Source organism: Bradyrhizobium sp. USDA 4502 (genome assembly GCF_054063355.1).
The window spans coordinates 3999049-4014144 of the sequence record NZ_JBSSGF010000001.1 but is presented as its reverse complement, the minus strand read 5'-3'; the positions used below and the strand labels follow the sequence as shown (position 1 = coordinate 4014144).

At 58.8% G+C, this 15096-nt stretch carries 12 protein-coding genes; 8 read left to right on the top strand and 4 right to left on the bottom strand.

The window, feature by feature from the left end; all coding sequences use genetic code 11:
* Positions 1–136: 136 nt before the first annotated feature.
* Positions 137–1816 (bottom strand): hypothetical protein, encoded by a 1680-nt coding sequence (locus ACVW1B_RS18560; protein ID WP_456821994.1) that lies wholly within the window; start codon positions 1814–1816, stop codon positions 137–139.
* An 89-nt stretch (positions 1817–1905) separates the two neighbouring features.
* Entirely contained in the window at positions 1906–3198 is a 1293-nt protein-coding gene (locus tag ACVW1B_RS18555; protein WP_456821993.1) for a hypothetical protein, read from the bottom strand.
* 565 nt (positions 3199–3763) lie between these two features.
* Here ACVW1B_RS18555 and ACVW1B_RS18550 point away from each other — a divergent pair.
* From ACVW1B_RS18550 to ACVW1B_RS18540, 3 genes are all read left to right on the top strand, one after another.
* The gene (locus ACVW1B_RS18550) at positions 3764–5002 is read left to right on the top strand and encodes a hypothetical protein (RefSeq protein ID WP_456821992.1); all 1239 of its coding nucleotides are present in this window, start codon (positions 3764–3766) and stop codon (positions 5000–5002) included.
* A 9-nt stretch (positions 5003–5011) separates the two neighbouring features.
* On the top strand, positions 5012–6238 hold the full coding sequence (locus ACVW1B_RS18545; protein WP_456821991.1) for a phospholipase effector Tle1 domain-containing protein: 1227 nt from the start codon (positions 5012–5014) through the stop codon (positions 6236–6238).
* A gap of 316 nt (positions 6239–6554) precedes the next feature.
* Positions 6555–8042: a hypothetical protein gene (locus ACVW1B_RS18540; RefSeq protein ID WP_456821990.1), complete on the top strand. Its 1488-nt coding sequence runs from the start codon at positions 6555–6557 to the stop codon at positions 8040–8042.
* A 458-nt stretch (positions 8043–8500) separates the two neighbouring features.
* Here ACVW1B_RS18540 and ACVW1B_RS18535 read toward each other — a convergent pair whose 3' ends face one another.
* On the bottom strand, positions 8501–9205 hold the full coding sequence (locus tag ACVW1B_RS18535) for a hypothetical protein (RefSeq protein ID WP_456821989.1): 705 nt from the start codon (positions 9203–9205) through the stop codon (positions 8501–8503).
* 306 nt (positions 9206–9511) lie between these two features.
* On the opposite strand from ACVW1B_RS18535, the gene ACVW1B_RS18530 reads away from it, so the two are divergent.
* The 3 genes from ACVW1B_RS18530 to ACVW1B_RS18520 all read left to right on the top strand — a co-directional run bounded on the left by ACVW1B_RS18530 (position 9512) and on the right by ACVW1B_RS18520 (position 13002).
* Entirely contained in the window at positions 9512–10228 is a 717-nt protein-coding gene (locus ACVW1B_RS18530) for a hypothetical protein (protein ID WP_456821988.1), read from the top strand.
* Between the two features lie 69 nt (positions 10229–10297).
* Complete coding sequence (locus ACVW1B_RS18525; protein WP_456821987.1) at positions 10298–11926, top strand: hypothetical protein; 1629 nt, start codon at positions 10298–10300, stop codon at positions 11924–11926.
* 41 nt (positions 11927–11967) lie between these two features.
* On the top strand, positions 11968–13002 hold the full coding sequence (locus ACVW1B_RS18520; RefSeq protein WP_456821986.1) for a C1 family peptidase: 1035 nt from the start codon (positions 11968–11970) through the stop codon (positions 13000–13002).
* A gap of 135 nt (positions 13003–13137) precedes the next feature.
* On the opposite strand, the gene ACVW1B_RS18515 is transcribed toward ACVW1B_RS18520, so the two are convergent.
* Complete coding sequence (locus tag ACVW1B_RS18515) at positions 13138–13689, bottom strand: carboxymuconolactone decarboxylase family protein (RefSeq protein ID WP_456821985.1); 552 nt, start codon at positions 13687–13689, stop codon at positions 13138–13140.
* Between the two features lie 25 nt (positions 13690–13714).
* Here ACVW1B_RS18515 and ACVW1B_RS18510 point away from each other — a divergent pair, with 25 nt between their 5' ends.
* Both ACVW1B_RS18510 and ACVW1B_RS18505 read left to right on the top strand, forming a co-directional pair.
* A complete protein-coding gene (locus ACVW1B_RS18510) occupies positions 13715–14410 on the top strand; it encodes a hypothetical protein (protein WP_456821984.1) in 696 nt (231 codons plus the stop codon).
* Positions 14401–15012: a hypothetical protein gene (locus ACVW1B_RS18505; RefSeq protein WP_456821983.1), complete on the top strand. Its 612-nt coding sequence runs from the start codon at positions 14401–14403 to the stop codon at positions 15010–15012. The genes ACVW1B_RS18510 and ACVW1B_RS18505 overlap by 10 nt, the downstream gene beginning before the upstream one ends.
* The last annotated feature ends 84 nt before the right edge of the window (positions 15013–15096 follow it).

Genomic DNA, 15096 nt, shown 5'->3' with positions numbered 1-15096 from the left:
AAATTGCTCAGCCTCGCCAGCGCATCGCCTGGTTCTTCTTCGTAAAGGCGAGCCACATCGAAGCAGATACGCCTCGTGCGTTAGGCTCAGCGCAGAGCAGGGCGATGCTCTTCGGCGTTCACCACCGATCAGTGCGTTATCGATGGCTCCGCGGGGGCAGCTTGCGTGGCTTGTTAGTCTTGGCCGGCGGGCCGAACTTTATTCTGCTTCCGTGTGGTGTGGTCTCCTCGACGGGCCAGGAAAAGACGATCGTGGTATCGGATCCCGATTCGGCTTCACGCACTTCGAAAGCTCCACCGTTCGTTTCTACGATCGCGCGGCAATAGCCCAGACCTGAGTTCGTCACCGCCTCGACGGGGTCGAGATATGGATGTTCATCAGGAGCCTTGACGCGTACCGTTGTGACCAGGTTGGATCCCTTCACTGCGCCGTGAAAATCGTACGCGCCATGACGGGCGCCTATGATCACTATATAATTGAGGACAGTACGCAGCGGGGATACGGCACCGCGAACTCTGGGAACACCGGCGAACGATGCCGTCACATGGATACCCGGGTCGAGATCTCTCGCTGTGTTTATGGCCTCCGTCACGATTCGGTTCGGGTCGATCCAAACTGACGCGGTCTTTCCATGTGTCGCGACGTCGACGGGGTACATGAGGTTGCGCACTGCGAGCTGCATTGCGCCTAGGTCTTTCTCCACGGCGTGTAACTCGTGCGGCACAATCTGACCTACTGCGGCGTGTCCCCAAACGTTTATAGTATCGCGCACACGCTGGTTCGACCGCGCGGCGACGCTCATGATCTCGTCTCTGATGTGCGAGTTCGCGGACTGGTAGGCGACCAGGCGGTTCATTGTCTCTGCGAACTCGTGCCGGGCCCGAGCCTCGGCCTCCCTTGCGATCTTCAGCGCATTTTCGACGTCACTCATCGCTCTCATGACGACCGACACGTCCGATCCCAAGAGACACAAACGACCGTCCGACATCACGGCTTCAGCGAATTGTATCCAAGTCGCGTCGTCGATTTGCAGCCGCCAAGTATCGTTTGACGTCATCTGATCGTCGCGCGCCCCCTTCGTCATTATCAGCTTCCAGTCGGACAGGGACGGAAGGACGTACGGATCCCGCGAACGAGTCAGTTGGTGGAACGCAGCATTCGCGCCGACGGGCTCGCCGTTTGCTTTCCAGATCGCCAGCGGATAGGGCGCGTCATGCCACCATTCGCGATCCGCGCCTGGATCGTTGATGAAAATGTCGAGTTTCTTAGCCACCCGACGGCCCAAGTCGGTTAGCGCGAAACTCGCTTCCTTTCCCGACGACGATCGTTCGATCAATCCCGTTCCCTGGAGCGCACCGGTCACCCTCGACAGGTTCGACTCCCGAAGACCTAGAATGCTCATCAGTGCAATATTGCTTACGGCCTTGCCGGCACCCGCGATTGCGCTCAGGAGCGACTTTGTGTGCTTTCGATTGAGTACCTCTTCCAACGGTTGGAGCTCGGCGAACCTGGCCGACTGGGAGATGAGGTCCGCGAAGGCTCGCATCTTCTCGGAGATGCTGGCAGCATTCTTGCTACCAGTGAGCGCCGCGGCGTGCCGCATGACTTCGAACCACTGCGAGAGTTCGTCGCCGAAGGATCGGGACGTCAGTGTTCGCCATGTAACGTCGCGCAGCGCGTCATAGACCCGCTCAGCGAGCGACGGCTCGGCCGTCAGCGCTTTTCGGATGGTGGTTGCCGCCTCGGCTGGCGTCGCATCGCCGCGCCCAATCCGATCGAGCGAGGCTTCGAGGGTTTTGCGATCTGCGGAGGACATGGGGCCCGGTGGTTGAAGATCCGGCGGAACTCAATTTAGGACACTTTACATTGGTGTGAGTTAACGCCGAGTCAATGGTTGTGCAACGTTTAGCCGCGGAAAACACTCCAGGGGACCTTGATAAGGAGCTGATCTACCGCCCAGCTTGATGTGTTCCCGTCCGGGTTGAGGACGTAGCCCGCGCCCTGCCGCAGCGGCGGATAGGCCTGCTGGACCACGAAACTGCGGGTATTTCGCTCATTGCGCAGATCTTTTGCCGTACGGATGTGCCCATCCATGGTCGCGTCGTTGCCGCAGGACGGCACGATTGCGAAATCCACGTCGAGCCATCCGTAAGGGGTATGATAGCACCTATTACAAAAATCGAGGCAGATACCGAAACCGAAAAGAGCTTCTTCCAGGACCAGGACGACGAACTCGGTCCCGTGCTGAATGTCTTCCACGCGTCCTTCGGGATCCTTGTAAGCCATCCGCTTCTTATGGCGAGCGAGCTCGACGCCGTGCCCATCGTAGATCGTCGCGATATTGTACCTCTGTCCGTCTTCCACTTCATGCCACGAGCCCGCGACCACAATGCCCGGTGCCTCTGGCATCTCACCTTCCGGCAGCCAAGGCTTCTCGGCGAGTTCGGATTGAATAAGTCGACGCGACTGCGGGTCGATCATGAGCTCCGGAAAAACAGTTGTCAGACAGACTTCGATGTGAGCGGCCTTGCATGCTTCGGAGATGATCGTCTCGCCATTCGGAATGCCGACTGCCCGCACGAAAAACTTCGTCGGCGTTTCGTCGCAATCGAAGGTCGAATCGGGAAACAACACGGCGCCGAATGTTGCCAACTTTTGCTTGGCTACCCGGTCCGCCTTGACGATTTGGACCGTCGCGCCGTCGACGACGGCGGGCACGAACCGAAGGCGTAGCAATCCCCGCTGGTCGAAGTTGCGCATGTCTTGAGCAGGGTCTCTCGGCTCTCTCCAAGCCACGCGTCCCATCGGGATGAGATACGCGCGATGCCCAGAATGCTCGACGAGCCATGCGGTCAAATCGGAAGGTCTCGAGCCCAGATCCTGCTCGGTATATTCGCGCTCCATGGCGCGAAGACATCCGCCGAGCCGCTTTACGACTTCCTGGTATGCCTCCGTGCCGTTGAACGAAAGTCCGTAGTCGGGCGCCTGCATGTCGAGCGTCGCGGCGAATCCGAGAATCGCCGATTCTCGGACGAGCGAGTATAGATGCTTGATTGTCCCCGACGCCTTCGCGAGAGCCGCCCATACGATCAGCATTGCTTGTCGCAAGCCGTCGTCGTCCTCCGTACGAGGCACAGCCCGGAGTTCGGCAGGAATGCCATAGGCATTCTCCCTCCACTGTTCGTCGGTGATTTCCAAACCCGTCCTACCGAAAGTGATTCTGCGTTTTTGAGTTTCACCTGATAGCCGACGCACAAGCTTGGCGCTACTCTTCTGCGCGATACTCTCGTGACGAGTAACGATTGGCGCTCGGCCGCAGCCGAGGTTTACTCTGGAGCAAGGAGGTTTACTCTGGATCAAGTGCTGGCATCGTTTTTCTCACCGATCGCCACGATCTACGGGCCCTCGTCCAGACCTCTCCGTCCGTCACGCCGCATAATATCTCGTTCCGGGAACGTAGAGCCGGGGACAAGCGGACGGTTGGCTTGCTAGCCAGATACAACCCTTGGTAAACTAGGTCGATGGTCCGGGCTTTGGGGGCAGGCGAATGCTTAGATTGGGTTTCGTTGTCCTTTGCACCGCTGCACTAACAAGTGCCGCCTTCTGCTCCCCGGCGAGAGCCCAACAGCACGCCGCTCCGGCAAATGGCCCGGTTGCGGATCATACCCCGACGCTCGAGCAACCGCGCGCTGACCAGCAGGCTCAGAAGCCCGTAGCTGGGCCCGAAGCCGCGGCCACGCCGAGCGACCCTCAGAAGCAGTGCGTGAAGCTCGGCGAATTTGCCGTGGAGCTCCGGTCTGGCCGCAATCCGGTCGGCGCGCCCATTGTGCTCGCCACAAATTTCCTGCCGACAAACCAACGCGTGGATGTCGGCGTGCGTGCACCGTTCGTCGATGGCATCCGGTACTTTGCCGGGATCGACTACGGGGACGAAACGTACCTCTTCAAGAGACAAGACGTCGTCACGCACCGCGCGACGGAGTCCGATCCGTTAGTTCAGAAGCGTCTACTCGAGGCTGATCAGACCATTGTTACACTGAACATGGGCGACGATCTGGCTTGGTTTTGGAGCAGAGCTGATCTTTATCTCTACACGTGCAACAGCCCGGTTGGCCAATCTCCCTGGCGGGTTTCGTCCATGAGTGTCAGGCTAAGCCCCTACTGGTTCAGCATCATTTCTGTCGTCGTGGAAGTCTTCGTGCTCTATTTTTGGATTGCGTTTGCGCTTCGCAAACGGGATCACACGTTTGGTTCGTTTCTCCGAGCATTGAATCCCGCGCAGGTTTCCGCGGGGCCGGACGGAAAAGGCAGTCTTTCGACATTCCAGACACTTGCCTTCTCACTGGCCGTGGCCGCCCTGATAACGCTCCTGCTGCTGCAGACAGGGACATTGGTAGATCTTTCTGGCTCGATCTTGACGCTGCTTGGCATCAGCGGAATCGGAGCAACGATCGCAAAGGGGACCGACAACCAGCGAAACACGCTTTCAGCTGACAACCGGGCGTGGCTCCTGAGGCGTGGCTGGATCCCGATGGCCAAGGCCGTAGTCGACCCGTCGAACGCAACGTGGCGGGACTTCTTCACCACGGACGGCGTTTTCGACGTGTACCGGTACCAAAGCTTCATATTCGGGTTGGTCGTGATCGGCGGTTTGGTCGCCGCAGGCGGCAATCAATTGTCGACATTCGTAGTTCCAAACACGATCCTGGGCATCGTCGGCCTTAGCCAGGTGGTCTATATCGGCGGCAAGCTGGTGACGCCCACCAATATCTCCGACCTCAATACCGCCATCGCAGGCCTTCGCTCCGACGAGCAAAAACTCAAGGCTGCCGTCGTTGCGAAAATGCAGGGACAGCCCGCAAGTGTCGCCGAAGCTATTCCGTTGATGGGGCACGACGCCTACGACGCGTTCAAGCAGAAGGCGAGAGACGTCGCCGCGATCTTCACAGATGCGACTGGCATCGCTATCGCAGACGCGTCGCTCGAGCCTCTCGTGACCTAAGGGGGGAATGTGGCCAAGAATATCCTGCTATTCGCGGATGGCACCGGAAACGAGGGTGGCCTTCTGCCGGACGAGAGTCGCACCAACGTCTATAAGCTGTACCGCGCGACGCGGACCGGTCCTGACTCGATCATCGACCCCAAGAAACAATTGGCGCTCTACGTTCCCGGCATCGGAACGCCGGCGCCTGGACACTACAGTGGTAGCGACCGGCTCAAGGAAACGGTCCAGCAGATGTTCGGGTTCGGCATCACCAAGAAGATCATCGACTGCTACGTGGCGATCATAGGGGTGTGGGAGCCAGGGGACCGCATCTATCTGTTCGGCTTCAGCCGAGGTGCCTACACCGCGAGGTGCCTCGCTCATGTGCTCGAGCTCTGCGGCATTCCGCGAAACGAGCGAGGGGGCGAATCCATCAGCCTCGATCCGAAATCATTGCGGCGGGTCGCTGGCGAGGCGGCCGACTGCGTGTACTGGTTCGGTATGCCGCGGGATAGGGACGAGGCGAGCAAGCGAGCAGAGCAGTTCCGATCGGCGTACAAATCAGACCTTGGACGCGCTACAGGTGCTTCCGCCTATTTCATCGGGATCTGGGATGCCGTTGCGGCGATCGGCTGGCAACGCGTCTTCCCCGATTGGTTGTACGACCGACATTTCGCTTCGGACGTGCAGTATGCCCGGCATCTCCAATCGATCGACGAAGGCCGGAAGGACTTCAAGCGAGTCCCGTGGGGAGGGAGCGGAACCGTGACGTGGCCTGACAGGCAAAACGAGCCCGAGCAATTCGACCAAATCTGGTTCGCCGGCAACCACGCTGATATCGGTGGAAGCTATCCCGAAAATGAATCCCGCTTGTCGGACATTACTCTCGCCTGGATGGTGGAGTTCATCACCGACAAGATTCCAGTGCCTTACCGCGTCGTTGTCGATACGGATCTGCTGCGGCTTTATCCATCGGCCGACGGAATGATGCATGACGAATGTATGGTTGGTATGGGAGGGACCGTGCTTCATTGGTCGAAGGCGGTTCGCGAAGTTCCCATAACAGCGCAACTTCATGAGACAGTCTACGAACGTCTCGCCATGAAATCGGTACGGAACTACACGAGCTTCGGCCCCTACAGACCAGTCGCCTTGCAGAACCATCTCAAGGCGAAAAAATACTTCGAAGATAGTTCGAGCGATGATGCAAATTCAGCCGGATCACCTAGCCCGCGGCATCCAGCCTCGGAATGATCGGACGATCTAGATGCTTGGTCGAAACGTCAGTTCGATGAGCTCTTGACCATTCGGGCTCGGCGACCTCAGACGCTGCATTTTGCGCCGATGAGAGAACTGATAGCGCGGTCGGGTAACCGCGTCGCAGGAGAATCTAAGTTGCGCGACGACCAACAAGACGAGCGATGTTGGCAGTATGGTTTGCGATCTCTGACTAGATGCGTCTGCGTCGTCAGTGTGCGCTGAGGTGTTTATTCAAAGTTTTGCGCCACGACGTGCGGGTGCGAAGGAGCTAAGCGGAGGTAGAATGCGAGCCGTAGTCCTAGCCGCGACCTTGGCGTTGCCTGCGATGCTATGGGGCGCATTTGCGCTCGGCCAGACACCGGGCGCCACTCCTTCACCTGAGCAACGCGCCGCTTGTGCCCTTGAATCGGTTCAGACGCAAGATGAGTTCGTTGTTGCGTTCGCCCCGAGCGGCGAGACGCTTGCGAATGTCCTGCTTTCTGAAGATATCCCTAGCTCTATTTTGTATGTGGAGGTCGCCGCCGGTCAAAAGCCGATCGACGTCTTTCTGATTACGACTTCCCCGACGATATTTGACTTTACCGGGGACGTGGAGCGAGTTCGGCGCGTTGTGGTTGGACCTAATACCGCAGCCGTACGCGGGATCGCAGCGGCCCGTGTCGAATTTCCCAATTTTCGTGATTGCCATCTCCCGTATTCGCGAGGGCACTACGGCGGTGAGACGCGCGAGGAGCGCTGGTCCGCGCTTGCCGTTATGTTCGGTCGAGCTCCGGATCGAGAAATCGACGACGTCAGGGCTGATCAGTTGGGGTTACCGGAAGGAACCGTCACATCAAGGAGAGCCGAGGCGGATCAAGCTCGCCGGCGCCGGACGGGAGCCGAGCGGGCGCTATACGACCGGCATCCAGCTGGATTTCGCGAACTCGATCCAGCGTCCCTTGTATCACCCGTCAAGGTTCTGCGTCCCGCGACATTCCCGGCGGAAGCAGGCCTCATCCAGCTCCTGCAACGGGGTGACATTCGACCGGCTACGACGGAGGAGATAACACGCTGGATCGACGGTGCCAGCCAGGCCTATCGAAACAAGTTCTCGCCCGACTTCCGTCTCACAATCGGTTTTGATTATTCCGTTCTCCGTCCGGTCGAGCTGCCGGCTGGAATCGGCAGGAATTATCTATTTCTCGCTGGGGTGACAAACCCGGCTGGCGATGCCAAGCCACATTCTGGCTGCATCGCTTACATGGATGGCTTTCGCATCAGCGACGATCAGTTTTGCTTTCGCGAAAACCACGAAATACGCGAGTTGCGTAACCTTATGAAGGTCGACGCTCGAGGAGCGTGCCGCCTTCTTCCTGCTCCAGCTGACGCCGTCATTGAGGCAGTCTCGATACACAATGCGACTGGCGGACAAATTCTTGGCGGCCACGACCGCACGGACTTGCCTGTCGATGTGCGCGTTCACAGCTCCGGTTACGTAGTGCTCGTATTGCACACGTATGACTCTGTGGTTTGGCGTATTTCTCCCGGGCCGAAGACGCGGATCGCTGGCGTTCTTTTGATCGGGTGGGATGAGGGAAGCAAAGTAGAAGGCGTGCCAGCAGACACGCCAATCGTCGCTATCGGGAGCGGCTCACGTCAAAAGCTCCGAGACTGTGAGCCATTTGCCGCCGACGTCGGTGCAGCCTATCGTGGTGGCCCGGCAGCGATGGCGCTCGATCGTGAGGTGCGCGCCTGGACTGGGCGCGGTCTCGATGGCGTTCGTGGGGCCCCCAGTTTGAGCGAGATTGATATCCCCTGAGGCAAGACCACAAGCCCGATGGGTCAATGTCCGATAGAAGCCTCTCTCGACGTTCGATGATCTTACTTGGTCGCTTCCCTTTTCGCGGTTCCGCTTCAATAACTCCGCCGCGAGAGCGCACTGCTAATGGAAACGCTGTGCTTGGCGGCGTAGCCTTGCTTCCAGCAGCGGCGGTTGAGCAGCTCGTCGCTGGCATGCAAGACTGTTGAGCTCGCTTGACCAGAGCTAGCTAAGTGCATGAATGTCGGCCGCTGGCAGCACGGCCGGCGCTTCGCTTCCGACGTTGGTCCTCACTACTCGACACCCTTGTTCATCCTGTATGTCGGTCCAGAATGAGATGGTGCTCGCATAGTGCGGCTGTCGGCCGCAACCGGCGTGCAGTTGAGGAAGCGGTCGCACGCTTAAACGCGGCGAAGAGCGTCGTCAATCGCGTCCGATTGTCGAAGTGCAAAGCGGACTCAGTTCACGACGGTCGTCGGGGTTCGCAGCCAAGCCTCGTGAGTAATGGCCAAGAGCGATGGCACATCGATGATCCCAGTGCTATTCCACGTGAATACGGCATAGGCGGGTAGGGTCCCATCGAGGCCTCCGGGCACCTGACCTTGGAGCTGTTCGGCTAGCCATGCCAGCGATCCGTAGCCGCATAGACTGACGCAATGGTCCTCGTTGCTGTCGGCGTGAAAGCCGGTCGCGACCCAGCCCGTTGTGCCATTGTAGGCGTTCCACGCATCGTTGAGCTGGTCTCCAGCAATTCCCAGTTTTACAGGGCCTTGAAAAATTGCATTCTGTAGAACGCCAGCGTTGGTCCAATCGACCGAGCGCGCGCCGCCGTCGCAATACATGTGCTCGTCTTGCTGGAAACCGCTCCGAAGCATCACGTTCAGCGCATCGCTGATGACGGCGCCGTTCAGAAAGTTATTTTGCGTCGCCCAAGCGACCGCTTGCTGCTCCGCTATGAATATTTCCGGGCGGTAGCACGCCTTGGCGAACGCTTCCTCGGCGGTGACGCAATCGCCGTCGGTCTCGTTGCCCCAATAGGATATTTGCTGGGGAATATAGATATAGTTTGGCGGGGTTATGCCGATTGTCTGGTGGGGTACGGCGGCGGCGAGCACATGCCTTGGACTTGCGAGGGCGCCGCGTGGCATCTTCCTGGGGGCCATGAATTACTCCTGAAATGCTGCAACACGAAATTTGAAAGAGCAGATCTTGCCAATCGCAATTGATCGACCTGTCGGAAACGAATTGAGACGCAACTTGTCAGCTGCTTGTAAGCTTACTCGTCGTCAATAACAGCGCGACGGAAGATCAATAATCCCCGGATCACGGTCGCTGCCGCTTCTAAGCGCGCGTGCAGATCATTCCTCAACTCCGGGCTGCCGACAACAAGATTCTACCTTGACGCGCATTTGATCTTTAGTTACGCCTTCAAAATTTGAAGTTGTAGTGTGCGGTTTAGGGGTGTGGCCGTGCGTTGGTTTTTTCTTTTGTGTTTATTTCCTCTCGGCGCTTGCACAGCATTGCTGGGCGATGCTCCCGACATCGACTACGACAAGGTCATCGTTCCTGTCGTTACCGAATGCTACCAACCTTCCTTCACGGCGGATCAAAACAAGCAGTACGCTATCTCCGTCATGGAGGTTGGCTTCACGAAGGTCAGGGCTGCATGTGAAAGCTTCTTCGTGGGCGCGACGCGCGTTCTGCAAAACCAGATCATGACAGACAACACGTTGAACGCCGGGCTTGCCGGCGCTCAATCGATCTTCCTGGCCACGAGCTCGGCCGCTTCCGCCGCAAAGGCGATAGCGGTGACTACGGCGGGCGTCACTTTCGGGAAGGCCCTCGCGGATCAGATTGCAAGTGTCTATGCGTTCGGCACCCACTTGCCCAAGATAAGGCAAATCGCCAACGACTCGATGGACCAATACGTCAATTTGGCACGGCAGTCGCCGCCATCGAATGCCTGTTACGCATACAGCCTTGTCCAGCAGCTTGCCTTGAAATGCACGCTGGCCGCGCTCGCTGACATCGATAATCAGCAAAACAATATTCCATCCAAGCCGGCGCTGCCCGCAGATCTCGTCGTCAGTAATGCGGTCCGCGGCATGCCAAATGGCTCAAACAAATCCCTCGTGCCTCGTTCGTCGCCCTCGGTGGGCGTGACCGTGGTCCCCTACAATTATTGAGTTTGCTTTTCTCGACCCGCCTTCATTTTACGCCGTCCTGATGTTTCCTTTGAGCGATAGGAGCTGCACATGCTGACCGGCCGCGCCATGTATATCTGGGAGCTGCAGCCGTCGTTGAAGGGAGGGACGGTGGCCCAGCTGGTGGCCAAGGCTCAGTCGGCCAAGCTATCGAGCCTGTGGGTTAAGATTGGCGATGGCGCCAGTCCGTTTGCAAATATCCAGGACGCCAACATTGCCATCTTGCACGATCTGGTCGCGCAATGTAGCGCCACCAATATCGTGGTCCTCGGCTATCACGTCCCACACTGCCCGACAGCCGCCTCCGTCCAGGGCGAAGTCACTCTTTGCGCCAACGCGGTCGACACCTTCGGGCTTGCCGGCATCGTGGTGGACAATGAAGACGGGGCCGGCTTTTTCACCGGCAATGCGCAAACGGCGGCAGCTTACGGCCAAGCCCTTCAGGCGGCCATGCGCGCCAGGAGCAAGATTGTTGTGATGTCGAGCAATGACATCCTCTCTGCGCATCCCAATTCTTATGGCTCTGTCATCGGTCAACATATCGATCTCAATGGTCCGCAGGTCTACTACGGGCGATCGCCGACCGTTCAAAACCGGCTTGGTCGTGCCATCAGCTCGAATGCCGGCATCAACGCGCCTTTCTTTCCTGTCGGAGCCGCCTTTGTCAGTCCTGTGGCCGCCGGTGACGGAGGGTGCGCGAGCGACACCGATTGCGCGCAACGGGCCGCCCAGTTTATCGATCTGGTGTCGCAGCTGCATCATGGTAATCCGAACAAGTATCCCGGCTATGGCTTCTGGGATTGGCAGGAAGCTCCCGACGAATTTTGGGAGGTCTTGTCGTCAACGGAGGTTTTTACCGGCGCCGAGGTTGCCGCCGCCGGAGTCGAAGTTCTCGCAAGGCAGAATCCTGCCCCAGCGCTGCAGGGGATTCTGCAGACTCTTGGGCAGCGCGCGAACGCCGTGGCGTACGAAGGCGTGAGCTCGCGCGATCTCAATTTGCCGGGCAACATGCTGCTCGTCGTCAGCGCAGACGAGTTCTATTCCTTTCAGGCGTCCGATATCGTCGACCAGGAGGCGCTTGGCGGCAGCAGAGTTCGGCTATGGGTCAGGCGAGGGGCGCGCGCATGGCAGGCTGGCGCAATAGCGATTGGCGGGGCGCTCCGCCTTCGGGAAACCGTGATCGGTATGGAGGATCTGCCGGAGCCGCCGACAGTGATTGTGCCCGGCATGCCGGTGCAGGCGTCGGATCTCCACCGGCAACGGCTGCAGGCACTTGCTCCAGGAGCAAGCTCGATCGCGGCTGCCGCGGCCGCCTATAACGGCGCTTGCGTCGGTGGTGACCACTACGCGAACAACTGCGCCCATTTCCTGTCTGATGCTTTCATTCGCTCGGGCACCAACGAGCTGGTGGCGGGACAGTCGGCCGACGGCTACTTCCACGCCCGTTGCGGGACCCATGCCGAGCGGCCCATTCGGGCTCGCGACATGTGGCAATGGTTTCAGTCGAAGGCCACGACCACATCGCGCGCGCTCGCTCATAACACGGGGATATGGGCAGTCTTCCAGCTCGATGAATCCGTCTATTGGGGCGGGCATGTGGTGATCGTTGACACCGACGCTTGGGCTTTCCATGGCACCGGCTGTCACTGGAACTGGGATCAATACGCCTACAAGTGGTGAGGCTGCGAGCAATCCGAGCGTTCGATGACGGGAGCTGACCTATGTCCGCAAGATCACCGAGCCGGCGAAAGGTCCTGACCGGGCTTGCGGCGAGCATTCTGACCGCGCCTGCCTTGGCGCAGCAACGACCGGTCGCCGCAAGGTACCCGCGCGGTGCACAAGTCCCGCCACGCATCAAGGCGCTGATCCAGGCACAGACGGAGGCCGCCCAATCACTCAACAGGCTGCTTGCGACAAGTCCAGAATTTCTCAAGACCAAGCCACGGCTTGCGCAGTCTCCGGCCAGACTGGAGAGCCGTTGGGACTGGCGTGAGCAGGGATGCGTCACGCCCGTCAAGAATCAGGGATCATGCGGAAGTTGCTGGGCGTTTGCGGCGGCGGCAGCCTTTGAATCGTCTTACGCGATCACGAACAACAAGCAGATGATCGACATATCCGAGCAGGAGCTGCTCGACTGCACGTTCGGCGACGTCAACTGTGTCGGAGGCGGCTGGCACCAGGCCGCCTTCATGTATCTCCAATATGCGGGCCTCGTGGATTCCTACAGATACTACTATACGGCGGCAAAGGGGGCGTGCACGGCGAACTTCCAGCGCACCTATTTCGCGTTGAACTGGGGCTATGTCGGTGAACAGGACAATCGGGTGCCGCAACTTATTCCCAGCGATCAAGCCCTGAAGACCGCTATCCGCCAATATGGACCGCTCGCGACTGGCGTTGGCACGCGCTATTGGGAAAGCTATTGGAAGACAAGCGAGGCGGGCGCTGAGAATCCGTCCTGGTATACCGATTTTCCAAAGGGGGTCTTCCAGGGCACCCGCTCCGACAATGATCCCAACAATGTCGACCACGAAGTGACCATGATCGGCTGGGACGACGGCCTCGGCGCCTGGATCCTGAAGAATTCGTGGGGAACGTCTTGGGGCGATGGCGGCTACATGCTGCTGCCGTACGGATGCAACAACATAGGCTTCGGCGCGTCCTGGGTCGCAACCTATCCATCGTCCCTTCCTGGCCTGGCCGACTCCCTGCAGCTGTCCGGTCCTGCTCAAGAGTCCGTGCCACCACCGCGTTGATAGCTGGAAACACGTCGCTCCTCGCGGCCGCCTGTTCGGCAGCAACGTCGTGGATGGCAATAGCGGACGTGAAGCAGAGGGCCAAGGCTTCACGCCGCTAGAGCGAAACTTCCAGCAGGAAGCAACCGTCCTTGCTCAGGGAAAGCGACGTGCCCAGCTTTCGAGAGGCATGCGAATGGCGTTCGTGAGATAGGACACAACCCGGTAACGCCCCGCCAGCATCAGGATCTCCATGATCGCGGTTTCTTCAAAGTGATCCGAGAGCCTTGCCCAGGCGACATCACTGAGATTGCAGGTATCGTGAAGTTCATCACAGGCTGCAATCAGGGCGCTTTCTTTCGGATTCCAGCAGGGGTCATCGGCATTCCCTCGCGCGGTCGAGACGATTTGCTCTTCGGTCAACTCTGCCTGCTTGGCAAAAATCGAGACATGCACGCCCCATTCGTACTCAGAGCCGGACCGCGCGGATATGCGGTCGATGACCATCTCGCGGTAGTGCAGGCTTAGTGTGCTGGCAGGATCAAGCAAGCTACCCGCGAAGAACATGCGAAACAGCCGTTCATCCCGTGCAAGCGTTGTAAACAACGTTAGGTGCGGTCGAGCATCATCGCTCCGCTTCCGTTGGCTCAGTCGCTCTTGAATGACTTGAGGAAAGGGTTCGGTCGCGGGCAGAATTCGAGCGGACATGAGGAAACTCCGTGCTATGAGATGCATGACAGCGATACAAGATTACTGCGAAAAATGCAGCACGGACAGCCGTTCGTGGATCGGCAAGCCCGTCGTAGCGATCAGCCGCTCCGGCAACCTGTTGCTGTTGCTTCCCAGCCTTCCGGGCAACTTCACGGAGCTTGTCGACCTGGGACTTTTCGCAGTCCGATCGGGGGACTTCGTCATGATCCAGAAACCTAGTGATCTCAATCCGCAGAAGATATTTGAGCACGCGGGGAAGTTTCAATGGACCGATGAGCGTCTACGCAAGACAGACATAGCCAAGTCCGAAACAGAGATCTGGTATTTGGGTGATCCGTGCCTTGTGATTTCGGCACTCGCCTCCGAGCTCTACTTTAAGTGCCTTCTCGTCATATTCGGTACGCCGTTTGCCGAACTGCGGAGATTGCACAATCTGTTTGACCTGTACCAAAAACTGCCTCCCCAGGATCGCATCAAGGCACTTTGGGACCATGAAATCTGGGAACAAGGACCCCGCGAGATGTTGGACCAATTTCAAGCAAAGATCGGGAAGGACACGATACCGCGAAATTTCACCACGCTTCTTAAGTTTGGAGCCAATACCTTCGTCGATCTTCGATACGTTTACGAGAAGCCGCGCAACGTCAACAACGTTATTGTCACGCTGCCGTCCATCTTGAGAAAGGTTATCGCGGAGATTCATCCTGAATGGCTTTGAATGGTTACTCAATCCACATGCCGGAGCAGCAGAAGCTGGATGCACTTGAAGACCAGCTCGAGAAGCTCAACGCCGAGGCCGAGCAGGACGATCCGGGCGAGGCGAGGCTTCCGAGATTGATCGCCTCGAACAGGAGATCGCCGCGCCGACCGAGGAGGTGTTCGCACTTGAGGACATCGCCCGGGCGGGCGTGTTCGTCGCGCTCGGACACGGGTGGAGATGCCCGCATCGAACGCGGCCATCTGCGGCTTGAAGACGTACTGCCGAAACGAGGTGAGGGTGGCAGCTCCGGGAAGGCGGAGAGCGTGACCGCAGCAAGCCAGAACAGGTTTGCGGCGGCTCAGGTCGCGGAACTGAGCGCACACCGGACGATGGCCCTGCGCAATGGTCTCGTGCAAGCGCCTGAACTGGCGCTGATCGCGGTCACGCATGCGCTGGCGGCGCGCGCGTTCTATCGCTTTGCCAACCGTCCTGCCTTGAGATCACGCTCAATATCTCCTCGCTCTCATGCGGGGCAGGGTGTTGCCGCGCGGCACGAGGCATCGTCTTGCGCTTGCCCTAGGACGCCGACGGGCTCTGGCGATTCATCGCTCACCTCGTAATGGAAGGCGGCTGTTCCTGCTGGCGCACGGGCGGGCATTTCCGCGAGGCTGCCCTCTGTTCCGCGGACACCGTCGTCAGGGCGA

Bases quoted from the DNA above. Each gene is read 5' to 3' on its own strand.
- ACVW1B_RS18525 (WP_456821987.1), top strand. From the start codon at position 10,298: ATGCTGACCGGCCGCGCCATGTATATCTGGGAGCTGCAGCCGTCGTTG.
- ACVW1B_RS18505 (WP_456821983.1), top strand. From the start codon at position 14,401: ATGGCTTTGAATGGTTACTCAATCCACATGCCGGAGCAGCAGAAGCTG.
- ACVW1B_RS18510 (WP_456821984.1), top strand. From the start codon at position 13,715: ATGACAGCGATACAAGATTACTGCGAAAAATGCAGCACGGACAGCCGT.
- ACVW1B_RS18520 (WP_456821986.1), top strand. From the start codon at position 11,968: ATGTCCGCAAGATCACCGAGCCGGCGAAAGGTCCTGACCGGGCTTGCG.
- ACVW1B_RS18515 (WP_456821985.1), bottom strand. From the start codon at position 13,689: ATGTCCGCTCGAATTCTGCCCGCGACCGAACCCTTTCCTCAAGTCATT.
- ACVW1B_RS18560 (WP_456821994.1), bottom strand. From the start codon at position 1,816: ATGTCCTCCGCAGATCGCAAAACCCTCGAAGCCTCGCTCGATCGGATT.
- ACVW1B_RS18535 (WP_456821989.1), bottom strand. From the start codon at position 9,205: ATGGCCCCCAGGAAGATGCCACGCGGCGCCCTCGCAAGTCCAAGGCAT.